The 19,828-nt window shown below is 42.8% G+C and carries 27 protein-coding genes; 11 read left to right on the top strand and 16 right to left on the bottom strand.

The window, feature by feature from the left end; all coding sequences use genetic code 11:
- Window positions 1–90: 90 nt before the first annotated feature.
- The 8 genes from rsfS to HT721_RS02175 form a co-directional block, all read right to left on the bottom strand.
- Window positions 91–444 (bottom strand): ribosome silencing factor, encoded by a 354-nt coding sequence (gene rsfS / locus HT721_RS02210; RefSeq protein WP_173228787.1) that lies wholly within the window; start codon window positions 442–444, stop codon window positions 91–93.
- Complete coding sequence (yqeK, locus tag HT721_RS02205; RefSeq protein WP_173213066.1) at window positions 445–1,038, bottom strand: bis(5'-nucleosyl)-tetraphosphatase (symmetrical) YqeK; 594 nt, start codon at window positions 1,036–1,038, stop codon at window positions 445–447. It abuts the gene before it with no gap.
- The gene (locus HT721_RS02200) at window positions 1,038–1,667 is read right to left on the bottom strand and encodes a nicotinate-nucleotide adenylyltransferase (RefSeq protein ID WP_007517837.1); all 630 of its coding nucleotides are present in this window, start codon (window positions 1,665–1,667) and stop codon (window positions 1,038–1,040) included. Before HT721_RS02200 ends, yqeK begins: the two co-directional genes overlap by 1 nt.
- Before the next feature lie 51 nt (window positions 1,668–1,718).
- Entirely contained in the window at window positions 1,719–2,030 is a 312-nt protein-coding gene (gene yhbY, locus HT721_RS02195) for a ribosome assembly RNA-binding protein YhbY (RefSeq protein ID WP_000060169.1), read from the bottom strand.
- Between the two features lie 212 nt (window positions 2,031–2,242).
- Window positions 2,243–3,349, bottom strand: a complete 1,107-nt coding sequence (yqeH, locus tag HT721_RS02190) for a ribosome biogenesis GTPase YqeH (protein WP_173213068.1) — start codon at window positions 3,347–3,349, stop codon at window positions 2,243–2,245.
- 2 nt (window positions 3,350–3,351) lie between these two features.
- Window positions 3,352–3,879 (bottom strand): YqeG family HAD IIIA-type phosphatase, encoded by a 528-nt coding sequence (locus HT721_RS02185; RefSeq protein ID WP_000234220.1) that lies wholly within the window; start codon window positions 3,877–3,879, stop codon window positions 3,352–3,354.
- Window positions 3,880–3,895: 16 nt separating this feature from the next.
- Complete coding sequence (locus tag HT721_RS02180; RefSeq protein ID WP_000242264.1) at window positions 3,896–4,801, bottom strand: magnesium transporter CorA family protein; 906 nt, start codon at window positions 4,799–4,801, stop codon at window positions 3,896–3,898.
- Between the two features lie 60 nt (window positions 4,802–4,861).
- A complete protein-coding gene (locus HT721_RS02175) occupies window positions 4,862–5,422 on the bottom strand; it encodes a mechanosensitive ion channel domain-containing protein (protein ID WP_001168881.1) in 561 nt (186 codons plus the stop codon).
- A gap of 138 nt (window positions 5,423–5,560) precedes the next feature.
- Here HT721_RS02175 and sstT point away from each other — a divergent pair, with 138 nt between their 5' ends.
- From sstT to queF, 9 genes are all read left to right on the top strand, one after another.
- Entirely contained in the window at window positions 5,561–6,766 is a 1,206-nt protein-coding gene (sstT, locus tag HT721_RS02170; RefSeq protein WP_173213070.1) for a serine/threonine transporter SstT, read from the top strand.
- A 67-nt stretch (window positions 6,767–6,833) separates the two neighbouring features.
- Window positions 6,834–7,787: an aromatic acid exporter family protein gene (locus HT721_RS02165; RefSeq protein WP_173228785.1), complete on the top strand. Its 954-nt coding sequence runs from the start codon at window positions 6,834–6,836 to the stop codon at window positions 7,785–7,787.
- A gap of 142 nt (window positions 7,788–7,929) precedes the next feature.
- The gene (locus HT721_RS02160; RefSeq protein ID WP_173213074.1) at window positions 7,930–8,310 is read left to right on the top strand and encodes a MarR family transcriptional regulator; all 381 of its coding nucleotides are present in this window, start codon (window positions 7,930–7,932) and stop codon (window positions 8,308–8,310) included.
- 99 nt (window positions 8,311–8,409) lie between these two features.
- Window positions 8,410–8,631, top strand: coding sequence for a DUF4649 family protein (locus HT721_RS02155; RefSeq protein ID WP_000570249.1), 222 nt, complete (start codon window positions 8,410–8,412; stop codon window positions 8,629–8,631).
- 16 nt (window positions 8,632–8,647) lie between these two features.
- Window positions 8,648–8,962: a thioredoxin gene (gene trxA, locus HT721_RS02150; protein WP_173213076.1), complete on the top strand. Its 315-nt coding sequence runs from the start codon at window positions 8,648–8,650 to the stop codon at window positions 8,960–8,962.
- A 201-nt stretch (window positions 8,963–9,163) separates the two neighbouring features.
- On the top strand, window positions 9,164–9,817 hold the full coding sequence (gene queC, locus HT721_RS02145) for a 7-cyano-7-deazaguanine synthase QueC (RefSeq protein WP_173228783.1): 654 nt from the start codon (window positions 9,164–9,166) through the stop codon (window positions 9,815–9,817).
- The gene (gene queD / locus HT721_RS02140) at window positions 9,817–10,260 is read left to right on the top strand and encodes a 6-carboxytetrahydropterin synthase QueD (protein WP_033681471.1); all 444 of its coding nucleotides are present in this window, start codon (window positions 9,817–9,819) and stop codon (window positions 10,258–10,260) included. The genes queC and queD overlap by 1 nt, the downstream gene beginning before the upstream one ends.
- On the top strand, window positions 10,253–10,969 hold the full coding sequence (queE, locus tag HT721_RS02135) for a 7-carboxy-7-deazaguanine synthase QueE (protein ID WP_173213080.1): 717 nt from the start codon (window positions 10,253–10,255) through the stop codon (window positions 10,967–10,969). Before queD ends, queE begins: the two co-directional genes overlap by 8 nt.
- An 18-nt stretch (window positions 10,970–10,987) precedes the next feature.
- Entirely contained in the window at window positions 10,988–11,479 is a 492-nt protein-coding gene (queF, locus tag HT721_RS02130) for a preQ(1) synthase (protein WP_000082587.1), read from the top strand.
- Between the two features lie 172 nt (window positions 11,480–11,651).
- Here queF and HT721_RS02125 read toward each other — a convergent pair whose 3' ends face one another.
- On the bottom strand, window positions 11,652–12,320 hold the full coding sequence (locus tag HT721_RS02125) for an aquaporin (protein ID WP_173213082.1): 669 nt from the start codon (window positions 12,318–12,320) through the stop codon (window positions 11,652–11,654).
- 255 nt (window positions 12,321–12,575) lie between these two features.
- Here HT721_RS02125 and HT721_RS02120 point away from each other — a divergent pair, with 255 nt between their 5' ends.
- Entirely contained in the window at window positions 12,576–13,340 is a 765-nt protein-coding gene (locus HT721_RS02120; RefSeq protein WP_000048147.1) for a (S)-acetoin forming diacetyl reductase, read from the top strand.
- Window positions 13,341–13,447: 107 nt separating this feature from the next.
- Here the strand turns inward: HT721_RS02120 and HT721_RS02115 are convergent, their stop codons facing one another.
- Window positions 13,448–14,239, bottom strand: a complete 792-nt coding sequence (locus tag HT721_RS02115) for a DUF2785 domain-containing protein (RefSeq protein ID WP_173213185.1) — start codon at window positions 14,237–14,239, stop codon at window positions 13,448–13,450.
- An 11-nt stretch (window positions 14,240–14,250) separates the two neighbouring features.
- A complete protein-coding gene (locus HT721_RS02110; protein WP_173213084.1) occupies window positions 14,251–14,583 on the bottom strand; it encodes a helix-turn-helix domain-containing protein in 333 nt (110 codons plus the stop codon).
- A 149-nt stretch (window positions 14,584–14,732) separates the two neighbouring features.
- Between HT721_RS02110 and HT721_RS02105 the strand changes: the two genes are divergently transcribed.
- The gene (locus HT721_RS02105; protein ID WP_005591134.1) at window positions 14,733–15,122 is read left to right on the top strand and encodes a nuclear transport factor 2 family protein; all 390 of its coding nucleotides are present in this window, start codon (window positions 14,733–14,735) and stop codon (window positions 15,120–15,122) included.
- Between the two features lie 167 nt (window positions 15,123–15,289).
- Here HT721_RS02105 and pepF read toward each other — a convergent pair whose 3' ends face one another.
- The 5 genes from pepF to HT721_RS02080 form a co-directional block, all read right to left on the bottom strand.
- The gene (gene pepF / locus HT721_RS02100) at window positions 15,290–17,086 is read right to left on the bottom strand and encodes an oligoendopeptidase F (RefSeq protein ID WP_173213086.1); all 1,797 of its coding nucleotides are present in this window, start codon (window positions 17,084–17,086) and stop codon (window positions 15,290–15,292) included.
- Between the two features lie 10 nt (window positions 17,087–17,096).
- Window positions 17,097–17,840, bottom strand: a complete 744-nt coding sequence (locus HT721_RS02095; protein ID WP_173213088.1) for a 16S rRNA (uracil(1498)-N(3))-methyltransferase — start codon at window positions 17,838–17,840, stop codon at window positions 17,097–17,099.
- Window position 17,841: 1 nt separating this feature from the next.
- Window positions 17,842–18,792 carry a 50S ribosomal protein L11 methyltransferase gene (gene prmA, locus HT721_RS02090; RefSeq protein WP_173213187.1) on the bottom strand — a complete coding sequence of 317 codons (951 nt, stop codon included), beginning with the start codon at window positions 18,790–18,792 and terminating at the stop codon, window positions 17,842–17,844.
- 137 nt (window positions 18,793–18,929) lie between these two features.
- A complete protein-coding gene (locus tag HT721_RS02085) occupies window positions 18,930–19,403 on the bottom strand; it encodes a GNAT family N-acetyltransferase (protein ID WP_173213089.1) in 474 nt (157 codons plus the stop codon).
- Entirely contained in the window at window positions 19,396–19,827 is a 432-nt protein-coding gene (locus HT721_RS02080; RefSeq protein WP_173213090.1) for an NUDIX hydrolase, read from the bottom strand. Before HT721_RS02080 ends, HT721_RS02085 begins: the two co-directional genes overlap by 8 nt.
- Window position 19,828 lies beyond the last annotated feature (1 nt).

The following is a 19,828-nucleotide window of genomic DNA, read 5'->3' as shown; positions in this document are numbered from 1 at the left end:
CCATGGCAAACACCACTAGCCCTCACCTTTCTATCAATTTCCTTCTAAAATAAGCAAAGAAACCCAGTTGACTACAACTGAGTTCATCTTCTAGGCAAGAGCTTCTGAAATATCTACTGAATCCGCCTCATGCCATAATTTTTCTAGGTTATAGTGGGCACGCATTTCTTCTGAAAAGACATGCACAACGACAGTGCCGAGGTCTAGTAGGACCCAGCCTCCAGCTGCATCACCTTCGATATGGCTACCTTTAAAGCCTGCATCAGCTACTTTTTCACGGATATTGTCAGCGATAGCGTCCAACTGACGGCTATTCATCGAGCTAATAATAACAAAATAGTCTGTCACACTGGTCAAATCTTGTACATCAAGTGCGAGGATATCCTCCGCACGTTTCTCATCAGCCGCTTTCACGACTAGTTCTAGTAATTCTTTTTCGTTCATTTAGTCCTCTTTCAAATAGTGCACAAAGGCGTTATAGGTTTCAAGGGTTTGGGGATAGATGGGGAATCCCTGATGAGCTAGATGCTCCACGGTACGAGCTGTTTCGTAGGCTACCGCCTTATTGAGCGATAGCTCAGCAATTTCACGCGCCACATCCACACCTGGAAAGGCACGATTGTGCTCTATGTAGTCTGCGACGTAGATGACTTTATCTAGGTCTGTCATCTGACCAGCACCGACTGTATGGATTTCAATGGCTCGCAGGATTTCTGAATCATGCAAATCCAAATCTTCCTGAATCTTGTAAATTCCAACCATGCCATGCCAGACATTATTGCCCCAGTTTTTGAGGTCAAGATCCAGCTGATAACGGTCAATCAAATTCAGAAATTCCTGATCTAACAACTTTTTAGCATAGTCATGAAGAAGGCCTGCTAGTCCTGCTTTCTCAGTATCGACTCCAAATCGCTGAGCCAGTTCTATGGCTGCACGCTCCACACCCAAGCAATGGGTTAAGCGTTTTTCGGGTAGAAGCTCTGCCATTTTTTCCAACAAAACCTCACGAGAGCAGTTGATATAGTCTTGATAGGCCATCAGTAAAGCCCCTCCTTCTCGATGTAGTCTAGTACAGGCTGAGGCAGGAGAAAGTTGGGTTTCCGACCTTGGGCAAGGAAGTCACGCACCATGCTGGACGAGATATCCATGAGAGGCACATCCACCCAGATAACTGGATAGGAAGTCCCTGCCTTGTAGCGTGGGCGCTGAACTCCCACAAACTGAACCATATCTACCAGTTCATCAATTCGGTACCACTTAGGCAGATAGTCCACCATATCTGCCCCGATAATGAAGTAGTAATCCGTGTCAGGATGTTGCTCTGTCAAGATTTTCATGGTGTCGTAGGTGTAGGAAATACCCTTACGCTCCAACTCGATGGTTTCAATGGCTAGGCCTTCAATCCCCTCAATCGCCAATTCAAGCATCTTGAGACGATGGTGCTCAGGGATGGTTTCTTTTTTATCTACGTGAGGGGGTTGGTATTCAGGCATGAGCAAGACTTGATCCAGTCCTAACTGCTGGCGTACTTGGTCAGCAACAATCAGATGGGCATTGTGAACAGGGTTAAAATTCCCACCTAAAATCCCGACTTGTTTGCGTTTTTTCTCCTTGATTTCTGGCTCCAACTCTACCTTGGTAAAGGGAGTCAATAATTCGATTGCCATAGGCTAGTCTCCTTTATTTCTCTGTAAAAACAGTTGTTTGGAGTATGGGGGTCAAATTTCTTTGACTTTTTTAGAAATCTTGCGATTCTCTTTCTTGCTGGATTGTTTAAACAAAATCAAGATGCGTCCGATTTTTTGGACAGTATCCACACCGATTTCTTCTTCCAAAATTTCAGCTACTTCGTGGATATTTTCATCTGTATTTTGCAAGAGCGTTACTTTAATCAATTCGCGGGCATCAAGAGCTTGACGGACGCTGGTTTTGATTTGGTCGTTCAGTCCATTTTTCCCGATTTGGATGATGGGTTTGAGGGTGTGTGCCTGACTGTTGAGGAAGGCACGTTGTTTTGATGTTAATGACATAATTTTCTTCCTTGTTTTTTGATAGTTATTTTAGGTGGTGAGGGACGGTCGGAACTAATTTTCCAAAGATCTCATCTTTGAAAAATGGATTTCCTGACCTCACAATTGAGCCTTGGTCTCAATTGCGCCCCTTGCCAATCTATCGATTGGCAAGACACCACAGCAATAACTATCTTTGTATGAGCTCACTTTGTTCGCTCAGTGATTTTATTTTAAATAATTGCTTTTCGTGTGACGACGGCGACGCCTTCTGGTGCCCAGACGGCGACTTTGGCTGTACCTGTTACGCGGATCCAGCCGAGTCCAGAGATGACTAAATCTGTCTTTTCCTTAATGTTAAATACATGCTGGACTAGCCTTGGGAAATCTTCTTTTTCCTTGCTATTTGGTGGTGTCAAAAGTGTTCCGAGATGCTTATCGTAGAAAGCACTAGCTCCTTCTAGCTTGGTACGATGCAATTTGAGTTCATTGTCAAAGAAGGCTGTGAAACCTTGCTTTTCACCCGCAATGAAGTCAAAGCGTCCTAGACCGCCTAGAAACAGGGTTTGTTCAGGATTGAGCTGATAGGTCTTAGGCTTGATTTCCTTTTTAGGGCTGACATACTTGAGGTTTTTGGCCGTCAAGTAGTGGGCCATCTGGTGACGGCGAATGATTCCCGGCGTATCATAAATATAAGATCCGTCGTCAAGCGGAATCTCAATCTTGTCCAAGGTTGTCCCTGGGAAGCGCGAAGTCGTAATGACATTTTGGTCACCCGTGATTTCTTGGATAATAGCATTGATAAGGGTTGATTTTCCAACGTTGGTCACACCGACCACATAGACATCACGGCCCTTACGGTAGTGTTCAATCTTGTCAATGACTTCCTTAATGGCATGTTTGTTTTGTGCTGAAGTTAGGACAACATCGACTGGACGAAGGCCTTCTTCGTGGGCACGCTCCATGAGCCACTGGCTAATCTTGCCTGGTTTAACAGACTTGGGCAAGATATCTTTTTTATTTCCCACCAAGAGGACATCATTACCCGAGACAAAACGTGGCAAGCCTGGGATAACAGAGCCATTAAAATCAAAGATATCAATGACATTGACCACTAAAGCATCACTGTCTCCCACCTCGTGCAAGAGCTTGAGGAAATCATCGTCCGTCAACTGGACATCCGTGATTTCATTGTAGTGGCGGAGACGGAAACAGCGTTGGCAATAGACTTCGCCAGTTTCCAAACCTTTTTCAAGTGCCGACTGGGGGGTAAAGCCAAGACCAGCCTTGTCTGTCGTCTGAATGGTTGCTCCACAACCAATACAGAGAATTTCTTCCATAGTTAAATTCCTTTTTTATATGTAATCGGTCCGTACTTTTCAGTGATTTTTCGCATCACACGGCGCTCACGAGCTCGGTTAATCTGCGTCTTGATAGAGTCGTGTTGAACCAGGGGCTTGACCAAGATTGAGCGAATACCTGCACGGTGGGCTGCTCGAATATCTGTCATGAGCTGGTCGCCAACCATGACCACTTCACTTTTCTCATAGTGGAATTCCTTCATGGCACGGTCAATTCCAAATGTGAAGGGCTTCAGAGCCCAATAAACGTAATCAATCCCAAATTTCTCAACTGCGCGTTGAACTCGTTTTTTGGTATTATTTGAGACCACGATAATGCGAATGCCCGCGTCCCGAAGATCATGTAGCCATTGCTTCATCTCTGGCGTCCCGTCAGGATTATTCCAAGCAATGAGGGTATTGTCCAAATCGACCAAAACAGCCTTGATTCCCTGCGCCTGCAGGCTTGGGACTGTCAGATCATAGACTGCTTCCACAGCAAAGTCTGGCATGTAGTTTTCAATCACCATTTTGGCTCCTTTTCTTTTATTTTCTAGTAATTTTCTTCAGCCATTGAGATAAGGCCACCCATAAAATCAAGCTAGTCATTAAGATATAAATCCAAGCATTTGGCTCTTCTGTAAATGGTAGAGGAACATTCATTCCGAAGAAACCTGTAATAACCGCAAGTACTGCTAGTAAGACGGAGATAATAGTCAAAATTGACAAACTATCATTCAAGTTATTGTTTAGGATGTTGTTGTAAGAAGCTGAGAGTTGTTGCAAGACTTGAGAAATCAAGTCTGTCATAGACACCAACTGATGGGCTTCAATCATGGCATCATCAAACTGCTCTCGTTCGACATCATTAAATCTCCGATAAAGAGCATGGCCCTGGATATGTTCCAAGAGGAGTCGATTTTGTTTTGCTGCTGCTGTCAAGTAAACCATACCAGTCTCCAAGTCAGAGAGGGCGAAGAGATTTTTCTTTGTTGTAGTTTGACGTAGCAAGGCACTAATTTCGTCCTTACTTTTATCCATCTCTTCAATGACAGGATAATAAGCGTTACTGATAATCTCTAAACCAGAAAAGAGAAACTTGTAAATAGAAAGCGACTCATGGCTATCCAGATAAGCTGACATCTGATCAATGACATAAGCATTCTTATGGTTGCTGATGGTAATCATTCGTTGTTTTTCAACGATAAAGGTCATCGGAATCGCTTCATAATATTCTTTGTCTTTTTCTAAATCAAGAACATTATAAATAAAGGTTACCGTCTCCGTTTCACGGTTATAATCCATATGAGCTCGTTCATTTCTATCCAGAGCATACTCAATGGTTTCCTTGTCCAATCCATAGATGTCAGAAAGATCTTCCATATTTTTAATCTTATCCACATCAAGGTCTATCCAGGTACAACCATTGCCCAACTGCTTTTCTAAAACCATCTTTTTTTCTCCTTTATTAAACTCTTTCTATTGTACCACAAATTACTTAAAATAACAGGTCTAGTCTGTGCGTGAGAAATTGCTAACAACCGTGATATTTCGGTTAGGGACAAAGTGAAGGGCTTGCTCCTCGCTACGAAGCTGGGTCGTACGAATTCCCACACTGACAACCTTGCCCGATACAGTAATAGGACCATTTGTCAGAACAACCTCATCTCCCACATCCAGTTGACGTTCAAAGAGGATGAAAAAGCCATTGATGACATCAGATAGAAAGCCTTGGGCTCCCATCCCAATGGCCACCCCAGCGATACCAGCACCTGCCAGCAAACTAGAAACTGGCAAACCTAAAATCGATAAAATACAGTAGAGTAAAAAGAAATATAGCGTATAATTAAACACATTTTCTAGTAAACGCGCAATAGTCTTTTGGCGTCCGACATCATGATGAGACATTTTTAGAGAAGGTTTAACAATTCTCTGCACCATGGTATGAAGCATTTTTTTAGCAATATAAAATACAATCAAAAGCAGTAAAAGAGAAATGATCTTGGTTAGAATATTCTCGATAATGGTTGTCACATCTAGCTTTTCAATATAAGCTTGAATAAATTTTTGCATATAAAACTCCTTCATTTCATTATACCATATTTTCATCAGTCTCATTCTCCATAAATATTCAAAAAATAGACAGAAAATTCTTGATTTTGTCTATCATTTATACTATAATCATAATCACTACACAAAAAGGAGATTATTATGAAAAGAATCATTCATGCTTGGAATAAGGCAAGCCTTGTCAAGCGTATCTTGATTGGTATGCTTTGTGGGGGAATCCTAGGACTGACCCTTCCTAATCTCTCAGGAATTGGGCTACTCGGGGATTTATTCGTCGGAGGTCTAAAAGCTATTGCTCCTATCCTAGTCTTTGCCCTCGTTGCCAATGCCCTTTCCCAACATCAAAAGGGGCAAGATAGCAATATGAAAACTGTTATTTTCTTGTATATCCTAGGGACTTTTGCTGCTGCTCTTGTAGCTGTACTAGCTAGTTTCATCGTCCCTATTGAAATTACCCTAAATAGTGCCAATACTGAAATTGCACCACCAGATGGGATTGGGCAGGTCCTCAGCAACCTCTTGCTCAAACTGGTTGACAACCCCGTCAATGCCCTCATTACTGCCAACTACATCGGTATCCTATCTTGGGCAGTTGTTTTCGGGATTGCCATGAGAGAAGCCAGCAAAAATAGTAAAGAATTACTAAAAACTATCGCTGACGTGACTTCTAAAATTGTCGAATGGATCATTAACCTAGCCCCATTTGGTATCCTTGGTCTTGTCTTCAAAACCATCTCTGACAAGGGAATCGGAAGCCTTGCCAACTACGGTATTTTATTGGTTCTATTAGTAACGACTATGCTTTTTGTTGCCCTTGTGGTCAACCCCTTGATTGCCTTCTTCTTTATGAGACGCAATCCTTACCCTCTAGTTTGGAACTGCCTCCGTGTCAGCGGTGTGACAGCCTTCTTCACTCGTAGTTCTGCGGCTAACATTCCTGTCAACATGAAACTCTGCCATGACCTTGGGCTAAACCCAGATACCTATTCTGTTTCTATCCCACTTGGTTCTACTATCAATATGGCTGGAGCAGCGATTACCATTAACGTTTTGACCCTTGCTGCAGTTAACACTCTTGGAATTCCTGTTGACTTTGCTACAGCCTTTGTCCTCAGTGTGGTAGCAGCTATCTCAGCCTGCGGTGCTTCAGGTATTGCCGGAGGTTCCCTCCTTCTTATCCCAGTTGCTTGTAGCCTTTTCGGTATTTCTAACGATATTGCCATGCAAGTTGTTGGGGTTGGATTTGTGATTGGTGTCATCCAAGACTCATGTGAAACAGCCCTTAACTCTTCTACAGATGTCCTCTTTACTGCCGTTGCCGAATACGCAGCAGCCCGTAAAAAATAACTCATAAAGACAAGCCTGCTCAGGTCTTGTCTTTTACGCTTTTATGCTAACTTATTAGGAAATTCTTATGTCTATTAGCCAACGTACGACCAAGCTCATCTTAGCTACCTGCCTTGCCTGCCTTCTTGCTTATTTTCTCAATCTTTCCTCAGCAGTTTCGGCTGGAATTATCGCCCTCTTGAGCCTATCTGATACGCGTAGAACTACTTTAAAACTGGCTCGCAATCGACTCTTTTCCATGCTTCTGGCTCTGGCTATCGGTGTTCTAGCTTTTCACTTGAGCGGATTTCATATCTGGAGCCTTGGCCTCTATCTTGCCTTCTATGTGCCTCTAGCCTACAAGATGGGCTGGGAAATTGGCATCACACCAAGCACTGTTTTGGTTAGCCATCTCTTGGTACAAGAGTCAACCTCTCCAGACCTTCTAGTCAATGAACTCCTTCTCTTTGCTATCGGTACAGGATTTGCCTTACTTGTTAATCTCTACATGCCTTCACTAGAAGAGGAAATCCAGCACTACCACACATTGGTAGAAGAAAAGTTAAAAGATATCCTCCAGCGCTTCAAATACTATTTATCCAGAGGGGACGGACGCAACCGAGCACAGCTGGTAGCAGAATTAGACACCCTTTTGGAAGAAGCCCTCAGACTGGTCTATTTGGATCACTCTGACCACCTCTTTCACCAAACCGACTACCATATCCACTACTTTGAGATGAGACAGCGACAAAGTCGTATCCTGCGAAATATGGCCCAACAAATCAACACCTGCCACCTAGCTGCCAGTGAGAGCCTGATTTTGGCCCAACTCTTTTCAAAAATTGCCGGTCAACTGAGTCAGACCAATCCTGCTTCTGATTTACTAGATGAAATTGAACGCTATCTAGAAGTCTTTCGCAACCGCAGTCTGCCCAAAACAAGAGACGAATTTGAAACCCGCGCCACCCTTCTTCAGCTTCTACGCGAAGCCAAAACTTTCATCCAAGTAAAAGTTGATTTTTACCAAAAATATGGACAGTAAAAAAGAAAACCACTAAAAAACAGAGCTTGCCAGCATTCTTGAAAAGTAGTATAATCATTGCATGCGCAATCATCTTGTGATGCAGAGACTGTCCGTAAATGGACTTTCTTCTATTTACAACTCTAAAAAGAAAGGAGATACTATGACCTATTTGGAAAAATGGTTTGACTTCAATCGGCGTCAGAAAGAAATTGAAAGTCTCTTGGAAGAGACCATTGCCCAGAAGAGCGAGCAAAGTCTGACCTTGAAAGAGTTTTACCTGCTCTACTATCTGGACTTGGCTGAAGAAAAATCTCTACGCCAGATTGACCTGCCAGATAAGCTTCATCTGAGCCCGAGCGCAGTTTCTCGGATGGTGGCTCGCTTGGAAGCTAAAAATTGCGGTCTACTCAGTCGCATGTGTTGCCATCAAGATAGACGCTCTAGTTTTATCTGCCTGACAAGTGATGGGCAAAAAACACTGGCCTCTCTACAAAAGGCTGTCGAAGCAAGCTTGGAAACTGGTTTGGATTTCTTGATTTGAGATGATTTTAGAAAAAAGTTGCGTGCGCAATCATTTTTATTGACATTCTCTTCTACAAGGAGTAAAATAAAGTCATCATCAAACAAAGGAGTTTTAAACATGATTGAAATCACCTATTTAGATGCCAGCAAGAATGAAAGAACTGTAACCTTCGATTCTTATGAAGACTTTGATCGTTCGCAACAAGCTTGCCTTATCGGCGTCGCAGACTACTACCCTGTCCAAAAATTAACCTATAACGGTCATGATTTGGACTACCATGGAACTTATGGAGATATCTTCTTCTATCTCAAGAAACAAGATTTAAGCCAATATAACTAAAAAAAGGAGAAATACAATGGCAAAAGCAATTACAGATACAACATTCGAACAAGAAACAAAAGACGGTTTGGTCTTGGTAGACTTCTGGGCAACTTGGTGTGGTCCATGTCGTATGCAAGGTCCAATCTTGGATAAATTGTCTGAAGAACTTTCAGAAGATGTCTTGAAAATCGTTAAAATGGACGTGGATGAAAATCCAAACACAGCTCGTGCTTTTGGAATCATGTCTATCCCAACTCTTCTCTTCAAAAAAGACGGCCAAGTTGTCAAACAAGTTGCTGGTGTTCACACAGCAGAACAAATCAAGGCCATCGTTGCTGAATTGAGCTAATCACATTAGAGACCAAGTACTTGCTTTGGTCTCTTTTTTCTTGCCCTTTGCCATTTTTCAAAAAATATGCTAGACTGTATGTAGAATATTACGATGTTTGGGACACGCCATCGCTAAAAAAAACCTTGACTTGGTATTTTTTAGCTCCCTCATGGGAGCTTTTTGCGTGCTCTGAACATTTCCCATTTTGGAAGGAGTACTATGAAACGTCAATCAGCCTTGGTCGTCTTTAGTAGCGGTCAAGATTCTACAACCTGCCTCTTTTGGGCTAAAGAACACTATGAAACTGTTGAAGCCGTTACCTTTGCCTACGGCCAACGCCATCATCTTGAAATTCAAGTTGCCCAAGAAATCGCCAAGGAACAAGGCATTCGTCATCACATCCTAGATATGTCTCTGCTGGGACAAATCACTGAAAATGCCTTGACCTCTGATCTGGAAATTGAGCAAAAAGAGGGAGAGGTTCCCAATACCTTCGTTGATGGTCGCAACCACCTCTTTCTATCCTTTGCGGCTGTTCTTGCTAAGCAACGTGGCATTAAAGACATCGTGACAGGTGTCTGCGAGACAGATTTTTCAGGCTACCCTGATTGTCGGGATGTCTTTGTCAAATCCCTTAATGTTACCCTCAACCTTGCCATGGATTACGACTTCGTTATCCAAACACCTCTCATGTGGCTGGACAAGGCTGAAACTTGGGAGTTAGCTGACCAACTCGGTGCCTTTGACTATGTTCGTGAAAAGACCTTAACCTGCTACAACGGGATTATCGGAAGTGGCTGTGGAGATTGCCCAGCCTGCCATCTACGTCAACATGGGTTAGATGTTTATCTCTCACAGAAAGGAGAAGCCTAATGTTTTTTGCACCCAAAGAAATCAAACAGGAAACCGGAGAGTCTCTTGTCTACAATCCTTATCGGACTCTAGTCTCCAAAGAATTTACCTTTGATGCTGCTCACCACCTCTTTCACTATGAGGGAAAATGCAAATCCCTGCATGGCCACACCTATCATCTGCAGATTGCTGTCAGTGGATTTTTAGATGAACGTGGCATGACCTACGATTTTGGAGACATCAAAGCCATCTACAAGAACTACTTAGAGCCCCACTTGGATCATCGCTATCTCAATGAAACTCTTCCCTATATGAACACAACTGCTGAAAATATGGTTTACTGGATTTTCCAAACCATGAACCAAGAGTTGCCAGATGAGCGCGGTCTCCGTTTGGAATATGTTCGCCTCTATGAAACTCCGACTGCCTTTGCAGAGTTTAGACGGGAGTGGTTAGATGACTAGGGAATGTGTCCTCAAACTACCAGTTCTGGAAATTTTCGGCCCAACTTTTCAAGGAGAAGGCCGTGCTATTGGGCAGAAAACCATGTTTGTTCGCACTGCAGGTTGCGACTATCATTGCGACTGGTGCGACTCTGCCTTCACTTGGGACGGCTCTGAAAAACCAACTCGCATGACAGCTGATGAGGTCATTGCTGCCTTAGATAAACTAGGAAGCTACGACTATGTAACCCTATCTGGGGGAAATCCTGCTATCCTAGCAGCCAACATGGCCGAGCTGGTCACCAAACTCAAGGAACGCGGTGTCACTCTGGCTGTTGAAACCCAGGGCTCTCGCTGGCAAAATTGGTTAAAAGACATCGACCAAGTCACCCTGAGTCCCAAACCTCCTTCATCCAAGATGGAAGTCAACTTTGAGACCTTGGACTTTATCGTTTCCCAACTCGATCCAGATAAGGTCACCTTTAAAATCCCTGTCTTTGATGATGCCGATTTAGCCTTTGCCAAAGGGATTCAAGAGCGCTATCAACCAGATGTCCTTTTCTTATCAGCTGGAAATCCTGAGCCCAAAGCTACAGGCAATATTGTCCAAGACCAACTGGACCGCCTCAAAGAACTTTGGGAACTCATCGCCGCTGATGATAGCTGGGGCAATGTCCGCGTCCTTCCTCAACTCCATACCCTCCTCTACGATAACCAACGTGGTGTTTAAGATTAGAAAGAAAAAATCATGTCACAACAAGAAGAAATGAAAAACCTCAGCCTACTAGGCAACAAAGAAACCAACTACATTTTCGAGTACCAACCAGAAGTCCTCGAATCCTTTGACAATCGTCATGTGGAAAATGACTATTTCATCAAATTTAACTGTCCTGAATTTACCTCACTTTGCCCAATCACTGCTCAGCCAGACTTTGCGACGATTTATATTTCCTACATTCCTGACAAGCTCTGTGTCGAGTCAAAATCCCTAAAACTCTACCTCTTTAGTTACCGAAATCACGGAGATTTCCACGAAAACTGTATCAACACCATCGGGAAGGACTTGGTCAACTTGCTAGACCCTCGCTATTTGGAGGTTTGGGGAAAATTCACTCCGCGCGGTGGTATCTCAATCGACCCCTACTACAACTACGGTAAGCCAGGAACTAAGTATGAAGGCTTGGCAGAACAACGCCTCTTCCAACACGACCTTTATCCAGAGAAAATTGACAACCGTTAAACTCATACTCAATGAAAATCAAAAAGCAAACTAGGAAGCTAGCCACAGGCTGCTCAAAGCACAGCTTTGAGGTTGCAGATAGAAGCTGACGTGGTTTGAAGAGATTTTCGAAGAGTATCATACGAAAAAGCCCTGTTCCTCAAGATGAGGAGCAAGGCTTTTTGAGTTTCAATTATTCTTCTGTTCCAAGGAAGTTTTTAGCAACAAGGGCTGCAAGAACTCCACCAACAATTGGTGCAAGGATGAAAATCCATACTTGTTGAAGGGCTGCGCCACCTACCAAGACAGCTGGTGCCAAGCTACGAGCTGGGTTTACTGAAAGCCCAGTAATGTTCAATCCCACAAGAATCATCGCCATCAAGGACAAACCGATTACCAAACCAGCAATCGCGCCATTTCCCTTGCTTTCTGAAGTCACAGTCATGATAACCAAGACAAACAAGAAAGTTGCGATAACTTCAAACAAGAAACCACCAAAGACAGTAACACCGTTTGCCAAGGCATTTTCACCAAGACTTGCAGTTGACATCCCTGAGTTAGCCAAGAGGAAGAAGACCGCAGCTGACGCAAGGAAAGCTCCAACTACTTGTCCAAAGATGTAGTTGACAAGCTCCGAAGATGACAAACGTTTATTGACAAACATAGCAATCGAAACAGCTGGGTTCAAGTGGGCACCTGAAACAGTTCCGATTGAGTAGGCTGCAACTACGATTGCCAGACCAAAGGCAAAGGCAATCCCTAGGTGACCAAGGCCATCAAGACCATTTCCAAAAACAACAGCTCCCGTCCCAACGAACACAAGCATGAACGTACCGATTAACTCAGCAACAATTTTTTTCATTTTCTTTCTCCTTTTTTCAAAAACTAGATATTAGTCTATCAAAAGAAAGAAAGGGTTTCAAGAAAATTGATTGGAAATTTTCAGGATAGAATTCTATAAAAACGGTAGCATTTATTTGAAACATTTTTTCCAAAGTTATATAATGTCAATATAGTTCTAATTAGTTATTCATTCCCTAATTTGAACTAATTTTTACAACTTTGCTGTTCTTTTATGAACGTTTGAATGGTATCGTGGATACCAAGGAGGAAGCATATGTCTAAAGTTGCTATTGTCACAGGTGCAGGTCAAGGAATCGGTTTTGCAATCGCAAAACGATTGGTTCAAGATGGCTTTAAGGTAGGAGTCTTAGACTACAATCCCGAAACAGCTGAAAAAGCTGTTGCCGAATTATCAGCTGAAAATGCCTTTGCTGTCGTGGCCGATGTTTCGAAACAGGCCGAAGTTGCACAAGCATTTCAAAAGGTTGTTGACCATTTTGGTGATTTGAATGTTGTCGTAAATAACGCTGGTGTTGCTCCAACTACTCCTCTTGATACAATTACTGAGGAACAATTTACACGCACTTTCGGTATCAACGTTGGTGGTGTCATTTGGGGTTCACAAGCTGCACAAGCGCAATTTAAAGCACTTGGCCACGGAGGTAAAATTATCAACGCAACCTCTCAAGCAGGTGTAGTCGGTAACCCAAATCTAACCGTTTATGGTGGAACCAAATTTGCTGTTCGTGGAATTACGCAAACATTAGCACGTGATCTAGCAGACTCAGGAATCACTGTTAACGCCTACGCACCAGGTATTGTGAAAACACCAATGATGTACGACATCGCTCATGAAGTTGGTAAAAATGCAGGAAAAGATGACGAGTGGGGTATGCAGACATTTGCAAAAGATATTACCCTAAAACGTCTATCTGAACCAGAAGATGTGGCTGCTGCTGTCAGCTTCCTTGCAGGACCAGATTCAAACTACATTACAGGACAAACCATTATCGTTGATGGTGGTATGCAATTCCATTAAGATACACAAAAAGAGGTTGGAAAATGATTCAACCTCTTTTATTAGTTTTCATTATTAGTTAGGAGGATACAATAGAAACTCTTTCAATAAATAATATTAGCTTATCCCTAGTATTGAAAAGACTGGATGGCTTCTTTCAAGTCATCTTGTAAACTATTTCTCTGGTCAAGTTGGACATAGACTTCCAACAGACAGGATCTGAAGTTGGAAAATTTATAAAAATCTTCCCTTTCTTCTATAGGAAAGTCAACAGCTTTTATCCAAGAAGCTACTTGCTCTTGCTCCAACTTCCCTTGTAAAATAGGTTCATAGATCACTCTTGCTAAACGCCAATCTTCATCATCTGTAAAACTAATGGGAATTCTTTTAAATAATGGACCAAGTATGTCAAATACTTCATGAACTCTGTTTTTAGGAAAGTCTGGATGACAAACCACCTCTGTCAGTAAATCGGCTCCATGTGCAAAAGTGTGAACCCAACCATACTGACTTGAAAAACCCCTTGTATCCTTTTCTTTTGAAAGATAATACAAACCTTGATTTAAAAGGACATTACGAATTCCTGCATTTAATTCCTGATAAAAAATCGATAGCTGGTTGGCATCTGCAGACAAGAGATTTGCATAAATAAGCGCCCTAAAAGAACGTTCAAGTGTTGACAGGCCTACCTTATCAATATCTTTATCTAACCCTCCATCAGATGAAATCCCTTCAGCAATGAAATGAAATTGTTCCTGTGTAAATAGCTCTTCCTGAATCCCCCTAGCAAAGCTTGTAAAAACAAGGTCATCGCGAATTTCTGGAGAAGGATCTCCCAAATGATCAAGCAACCATTGGATTTCTTCCTGGTCATAACTTGGTTTTTCTTCTGTTATTTTCCTAAGTAACTCTTGATACATGGTCAATACCTCTACATTTTTAGCAACTTGATATAATCCAGACCCCATTTCTCGACAGCATCTAAAACAACTCTGAATTCCTGCCCCATTTCAGTTAAGCTGTACTCAACTCGTGGGGGAACTTCGGCATAGACCTTTCGTTGAACAATCTTATCCTTTTCTAATTGACGGAGATGACGGGTCAAAATAGTTTGAGTAATCCCAGGCAACAATCTCTGTAATTCTTTAAATCGTTTGGTACCCGTACTCAACTGATAAATGATTACCAGTGCCCATTTCCCCGTTAAAACCCTCTGCGTTGTCGCAAATGGACAAATACCATACTCACTCACTTTATTTGTCATAAAATATCTTCTTTCTATTTTTTTAAAAAAATTTATCTTTTAGTATCAATAATAGTACTATTTTTGATACCAGCTATCGAAAAAGTGTCTACTTGTTTTTTGTTTGTAACTGTTACAATTATATCATAAAAAAGAAATGGAGAATAGATATGTCAACAAACTTAGAAATTTTCAACGCTTATAACCAAGCTTTAATTGCTGGTGACTTTCCTGGTGTCTTTGAAACGATGGCAGACGATATTATCTGGCATCAACCTGGTACTCATAGTATATCTGGTACAGTTGTTGGTAAGGACAAGCTAGGAACTCACCTGGCTACATTTGCTGAGAAAACTAATGGAACCTTTAAGGTGGTAACAAATTGGGTTTCTGACAATAAGGATTTAATCGCAGCCAATGTTACTTTTCTTGGAACACGGGCTGATGGTACTGAACTCAATATGAACGGAATTGACCTCTTCCGCATTGAAGACGGAAAAATCAAAGAAGTTTGGCTCTTCTCTTCAGATCAAGCTGAAGAAGATAGCTTTTGGGGATAATTTAAGAGGCTAGGACAAAAAACTTTGATTTTAGGAATTCTTTATTATAAATTTTTAAAATCGATAGATTAGAAAAAAGCGAATAAGACAGAATTCTGAGTATCAGATAACTCGTTTTGTTCGCTTTTTTTATTTAAGGTTAGACTTTTGTCCCAGACTCTTTTAATTTACTCTCCCAACTGGGCACTGTAGGCGATGATCTGATCAACTGTGTCAGACAAGAATTGGATGGTATCACGGAGTGGTTTATCTGTTGAAATATCAGCACCGATAATCATAGCTGACTCAAGTGGTGTCTTGCTACCACCTGATTTGAGAAGATTGAGCCAATCTTCAGCTCCAGTTTCTGAGTTTTTAAGATGGAGGTAACCTGCAGTCGAAATCACAAGTCCAGCTGAGTAAGTGTAACTATACAAGCCCATGTAATAATGAGCTTGGCGCATCCAAGTCAGAGCTGCATCATCATCAATCTCAATGGCATCCCCCCAGAACTCAGTCAAGACTTCCTTCATAATGCTGTTGAGTTTGCTTGCTCCGAAGGTCTCCCCTTCTTCAATCAGTGTATAAACCTTGCGCTGGAAGGCTGCTTCCAAAAGGTGAGTAATGAAATTATGGAAGTAGGTGTCTGTCAAACGGTGAGCAAGGGCGAAACGTTTTTGACGAGGGTCGTCAGACTGGTGCTCCAAGTAATCACTGAAAAGCAATTCATTGAAAGTTGACGGTGCTTCAACATAGTAGGTCGACATGTGGGCGTTGAAGTAGCTCTGGTGATTATCTGAAAAGATGAATTGACCAGAATGCCCGATTTCATGAATCAAAGTATAGACATCGCTCAAACGACCTGTCCAGCTCATGAGGACATAAGGGTGCACGCGATATGGGTCCGCCGCATATCCGCCAGAATCCTTGCCACTATTGGCAGCGAAGTCCACCCAGCGCTCTTCTTGATAGCGAGCAACTTCCTGACAATATTCTTGCCCCAAAGGTTCTACCGACTTCATGACCAAATCATAGGCATCGTCAATGGTCACTTGAGGATTCAGGGCGCTGTCCAAGTCCAATTTCCAGTCTGCAAAAGTCATCTTTTCAAGACCATTAACCTTGGCAACATGCTTGAGGTATCTCTGAGCAACTGGCGCAAAGTCCTGCATAATGAGGTCAATCTGGCGGTCAAACATGGCACGATCCACTTCCTGCTCAGCTAGAAGATAATCAAAGACTGAGTCGTAACCCTTCATATCTGCCAAGAGTTTTTCAGACTTGACTTGGGCTAAATAGGCTGCCGCAGCTGTATTTTGGTGCTTACGAAGTCCTTCTGAGAAGGAACGGAAAGATTTCTCACGAACCTCAGCGTCCTCGTGGTTTTGGTAGAAATTCTCATAGGTCACAAAGCTGTTTTTGTAGGTTTTGCCATGGGCTTCAAAGTCAGCCATTTCAAAATCCCCAGCTCGCATCTTAGTGTAAATGTCCTGTGGACTGTAGAAAACTTCGCCCAGATTGGTCAAGGCCTTCTCCACATCAGCCCCTAGATAGTGGGCTTTTTTGATTTTGGCCTGACGAATGGCTGCTGTTAAATGTGGCAACTCTCCCAAACGATCCAAAACTTCCTCGTCTGCTGCCACCAGAGCATCGTCAAAGAAGGTCAAGGCTACGCTGGCATCTGTTTCAAATTCCATCCCAGCTTGGGCAATATTGGCAAATTCGTCATTGCTATAGTCTGTCGTCTGAGGCATAAATCCATAGTTTCCAATATGGCTCATCTGAATGTAGATTTGCTCCAATTCCGCAAAAGCCTTCTCAAAATCCTCAAAAGTATGCAGATTACTCTTGTAATCACGGCTAAATTGGTTGATGTCTTCGCGAGCCTTTTCGATTGCACGCAAGAAATCCTCACGGTCTTGGTATAGGGCTGTTAAATCCCAAAGTTCCTTCTCTGGAAATTCTGAACGGTGTTTTTGTTCCATTTTCTTCCTCTTATTTCTCTAATTCTAATAAAACACTAAGGGCTGTTAAAGCGTAAAGTGGTGCTGTTTCTGCTCGCAAAATACGAGGACCAAGACCTGCCAAGACTGCTCCCTTAGCTTCAAAACTTTCGATTTCTGCAGGTGAAAGACCACCTTCTGGACCAAATATAAAGAGCAATTTGGCTCCCTTCTCGAGTCCAGTGACTGCTTGTAAAAGCGCAGCGCTTTCTCCTTCTTTGGCCGACTCTTCATAAGCCACTACGACGCGGTCAAATTGGTCAAGTTGGGCTAGAAAGTCTGATTTTTTCTCGAAAAGCTTGATACTTGGAACCATATTACGCTTGCTTTGCTCTGCTGCTCCAAGGGCGATTTTTTCTAGTTTTTCAACCTTTTTACCCAATTTCTTGCCATCCCATTTGGCGACCGACCAATCAGCAGGAAAGGCCCAGATTTGGCTGGCTCCGAGCTCGGTTACTTTTTGAGTAATAAACTCCAGCTTGTCCCCTTTGGGAAAGCCGGATGCGATGGTCACTTGGATTGGTAATTCCACATTGTCAGTTAATTCTTGAACCAACTCAAACTGACGGGCTTCCACATCCAGCACACGCGCCAAGCGCTTAATTCCATCATCAAAGACCAAGGTCACCTCATCATCTTCTTTCAAGCGCATAACCTGAAACATATGCTTGCTGGTTTCCTTGTCCTCGATGGTGACAGGAGAGATAGCACTGCCTTTGACAAAATACTGTTGCATGCTAGCCTCCAATCACACCGGAAATATCCTTGGTTTTCTTAAAGACACAGGCATTCCATTCCCCTTGAACCATGTGAGTTTCGAGGAAAAATCCAGCTGACTCAGCCGACTCGCGCACCATATCCCACTTGTCCTTGATAATGCCACTCATGATGAGGTAGCCTTCATCCTTGACCAAGCGATAAGCATCATCCGTCAGATGAATGAGAATATCCGCCAAGATATTAGCCACAATCACATCTGCCTCAATCTCAACTCCCTTAAGCAAGTCTCCAGCAGCAACATGGATATTTTCCATACCAGGGTTGAGCTCAATATTTTCCTGAGCAACACGAACCGCCACATCATCTAGGTCATAGGCGAAAATTTCCTTAGCTCCAAGTAGCGAGCTAGCAATGGAGAGGACGCCTGATCCAGTACCCACATCCAGCACCGTTTCGCCACCACGAAGGACCTGCTCCAAGGCAAAGAGGCTCATCTTAGTGGTTGGATGGGTTCCCGTTCCAAAGGCCATACCAGGGTCTAGCTTGATAATTTTTTCTCCCGCAGTCGCCTCATAGTCTGTCCAAGACGGCACGATGGTCAAGTCATGTGTAATACGAGCTGGCTCATAGTATTTCTTCCAGTTGTCTGCCCAGTCTTCCTCAGCCAAGGCAGTCGTCCCCATTTTGACCTCTCCCAAATCCATAAAATCTGTCAATTCTGCTAAGCGAGCCTGCAAATTTGCCTCAACCGTTGCTATATCAACCGTATCAGGGTAGTAGGCTGTCACTACGATTTCTTCTTGTTGTTCGACCTCTGGGAAAATTTCACCGAAGCGATCCACATTTCCCACATAATCCATACTGTCTTCAATCGCAACGCCTTGCGCTCCCAGCTCGATCAAGAGATTGGAAACCAACTCCTCTCCCTCACGCTTCACTGTAACTTTTAACTCTTGCCATGTTTCCATCATTAAGATACCAAGCCCGTAAAACACAAATCCAAAATAGGAAATTCTCTGAAGACGCTTGTGTCTAAGAGAAGTTTATCTTTTTGGCACAGTGTTTAGGGCGGGTTCAGTTTAGAAATGTAACCGAACCATCCTTTCTATTTGTCAATCAATTTTTTCATGTAAACCATATCCATACCTTCTTTTTCAGGCTCGATATGAGTTTGATGGTAGCCGTTCTTCTCATAGAAAGCAACCATACCTTCATCCTGTAATACCGTACACAAATTCCACTGTCTAACGGTTGGAAATTCCTCTCCTAGCAAGCGCAATCCCTCAGAGCCATAACCTTTTCCTTGATACTGGGGCAAAATCGCTGCCGTTCCCAACCAAGCCTCCGTCAACTCTTCATTGGTCTGAACTCGTAAAAATCCGATTTTTTCGTCCTTTTCTTTCACAAAGTAGTAATAGCTATTGGGACGCTCGACTAGTTTCCACTTAATTCGTTCACTGTCCTCCAGATAAGGATCGTATTCATCTTGGTATTTATCATAAACAGCCTTAAAACTAGCTCTTTGAATTGCAATTACGGTTTCTAAATCCTCTGCCCCTGCTCGTTCAAGTCTAATCATACTCTTCCTCCAAATAATCCCTCAATCTCTCCTGCAACTGAGGGACAACTTGACTGGATGTCAAAAATTCCTCAATGTTCATCAGTTTATAGGCTTGTCCTTCATCTCCAAAGGTGATATTGTCAAACTGTTCTTGACTTAGCTGACCAACCATAAAGACAGAGTGCCGACCATCATAGAGCATACTTGGGTAAACCTTGCTCCAAAGCAGACAATCCTCAGTCAGATAAACACCAAGTTCTTCATAAACTTCACGCGCCACGCACTCAAAAGGACTTTCATCACCTTCGCGTCCACCGCCTGGAAGTTCCCACATATTGGGCCAGGGAATGCTTGCCTTATCATCGCGTAAGATAGTCAAGAGCCTATCCCCACAAAACAAAGCAATCTTACAGCCTGTGAAATCAAAAATCTCTATTTCCATA

It is taken from the genome of Streptococcus sp. 4094 (assembly GCF_013277125.1).
GTDB lineage: Bacteria > Bacillota > Bacilli > Lactobacillales > Streptococcaceae > Streptococcus.
This window is presented reverse-complemented; position numbering and strand designations above follow the sequence as displayed.

Excerpts from the sequence above, each read along its gene's own strand:
- rsfS (WP_173228787.1), bottom strand. The coding sequence starts at position 444 with ATGAACGAAAAAGAATTACTAGAACTAGTCGTGAAAGCGGCTGATGAG.
- yqeK (WP_173213066.1), bottom strand. The coding sequence starts at position 1,038 with ATGGCCTATCAAGACTATATCAACTGCTCTCGTGAGGTTTTGTTGGAA.
- HT721_RS02200 (WP_007517837.1), bottom strand. The coding sequence starts at position 1,667 with ATGGCAATCGAATTATTGACTCCCTTTACCAAGGTAGAGTTGGAGCCA.
- yhbY (WP_000060169.1), bottom strand. The coding sequence starts at position 2,030 with ATGTCATTAACATCAAAACAACGTGCCTTCCTCAACAGTCAGGCACAC.
- yqeH (WP_173213068.1), bottom strand. The coding sequence starts at position 3,349 with ATGGAAGAAATTCTCTGTATTGGTTGTGGAGCAACCATTCAGACGACA.
- HT721_RS02185 (WP_000234220.1), bottom strand. The coding sequence starts at position 3,879 with ATGGTGATTGAAAACTACATGCCAGACTTTGCTGTGGAAGCAGTCTAT.
- HT721_RS02180 (WP_000242264.1), bottom strand. The coding sequence starts at position 4,801 with ATGGTTTTAGAAAAGCAGTTGGGCAATGGTTGTACCTGGATAGACCTT.
- HT721_RS02175 (WP_001168881.1), bottom strand. The coding sequence starts at position 5,422 with ATGCAAAAATTTATTCAAGCTTATATTGAAAAGCTAGATGTGACAACC.
- sstT (WP_173213070.1), top strand. The coding sequence starts at position 5,561 with ATGAAAAGAATCATTCATGCTTGGAATAAGGCAAGCCTTGTCAAGCGT.
- HT721_RS02165 (WP_173228785.1), top strand. The coding sequence starts at position 6,834 with ATGTCTATTAGCCAACGTACGACCAAGCTCATCTTAGCTACCTGCCTT.
- HT721_RS02160 (WP_173213074.1), top strand. The coding sequence starts at position 7,930 with ATGACCTATTTGGAAAAATGGTTTGACTTCAATCGGCGTCAGAAAGAA.
- HT721_RS02155 (WP_000570249.1), top strand. The coding sequence starts at position 8,410 with ATGATTGAAATCACCTATTTAGATGCCAGCAAGAATGAAAGAACTGTA.
- trxA (WP_173213076.1), top strand. The coding sequence starts at position 8,648 with ATGGCAAAAGCAATTACAGATACAACATTCGAACAAGAAACAAAAGAC.
- queC (WP_173228783.1), top strand. The coding sequence starts at position 9,164 with ATGAAACGTCAATCAGCCTTGGTCGTCTTTAGTAGCGGTCAAGATTCT.
- queD (WP_033681471.1), top strand. The coding sequence starts at position 9,817 with ATGTTTTTTGCACCCAAAGAAATCAAACAGGAAACCGGAGAGTCTCTT.
- queE (WP_173213080.1), top strand. The coding sequence starts at position 10,253 with ATGACTAGGGAATGTGTCCTCAAACTACCAGTTCTGGAAATTTTCGGC.
- queF (WP_000082587.1), top strand. The coding sequence starts at position 10,988 with ATGTCACAACAAGAAGAAATGAAAAACCTCAGCCTACTAGGCAACAAA.
- HT721_RS02125 (WP_173213082.1), bottom strand. The coding sequence starts at position 12,320 with ATGAAAAAAATTGTTGCTGAGTTAATCGGTACGTTCATGCTTGTGTTC.
- HT721_RS02120 (WP_000048147.1), top strand. The coding sequence starts at position 12,576 with ATGTCTAAAGTTGCTATTGTCACAGGTGCAGGTCAAGGAATCGGTTTT.
- HT721_RS02115 (WP_173213185.1), bottom strand. The coding sequence starts at position 14,239 with ATGTATCAAGAGTTACTTAGGAAAATAACAGAAGAAAAACCAAGTTAT.
- HT721_RS02110 (WP_173213084.1), bottom strand. The coding sequence starts at position 14,583 with ATGACAAATAAAGTGAGTGAGTATGGTATTTGTCCATTTGCGACAACG.
- HT721_RS02105 (WP_005591134.1), top strand. The coding sequence starts at position 14,733 with ATGTCAACAAACTTAGAAATTTTCAACGCTTATAACCAAGCTTTAATT.
- pepF (WP_173213086.1), bottom strand. The coding sequence starts at position 17,086 with ATGGAACAAAAACACCGTTCAGAATTTCCAGAGAAGGAACTTTGGGAT.
- HT721_RS02095 (WP_173213088.1), bottom strand. The coding sequence starts at position 17,840 with ATGCAACAGTATTTTGTCAAAGGCAGTGCTATCTCTCCTGTCACCATC.
- prmA (WP_173213187.1), bottom strand. The coding sequence starts at position 18,792 with ATGGAAACATGGCAAGAGTTAAAAGTTACAGTGAAGCGTGAGGGAGAG.
- HT721_RS02085 (WP_173213089.1), bottom strand. The coding sequence starts at position 19,403 with ATGATTAGACTTGAACGAGCAGGGGCAGAGGATTTAGAAACCGTAATT.
- HT721_RS02080 (WP_173213090.1), bottom strand. The coding sequence starts at position 19,827 with ATGGAAATAGAGATTTTTGATTTCACAGGCTGTAAGATTGCTTTGTTT.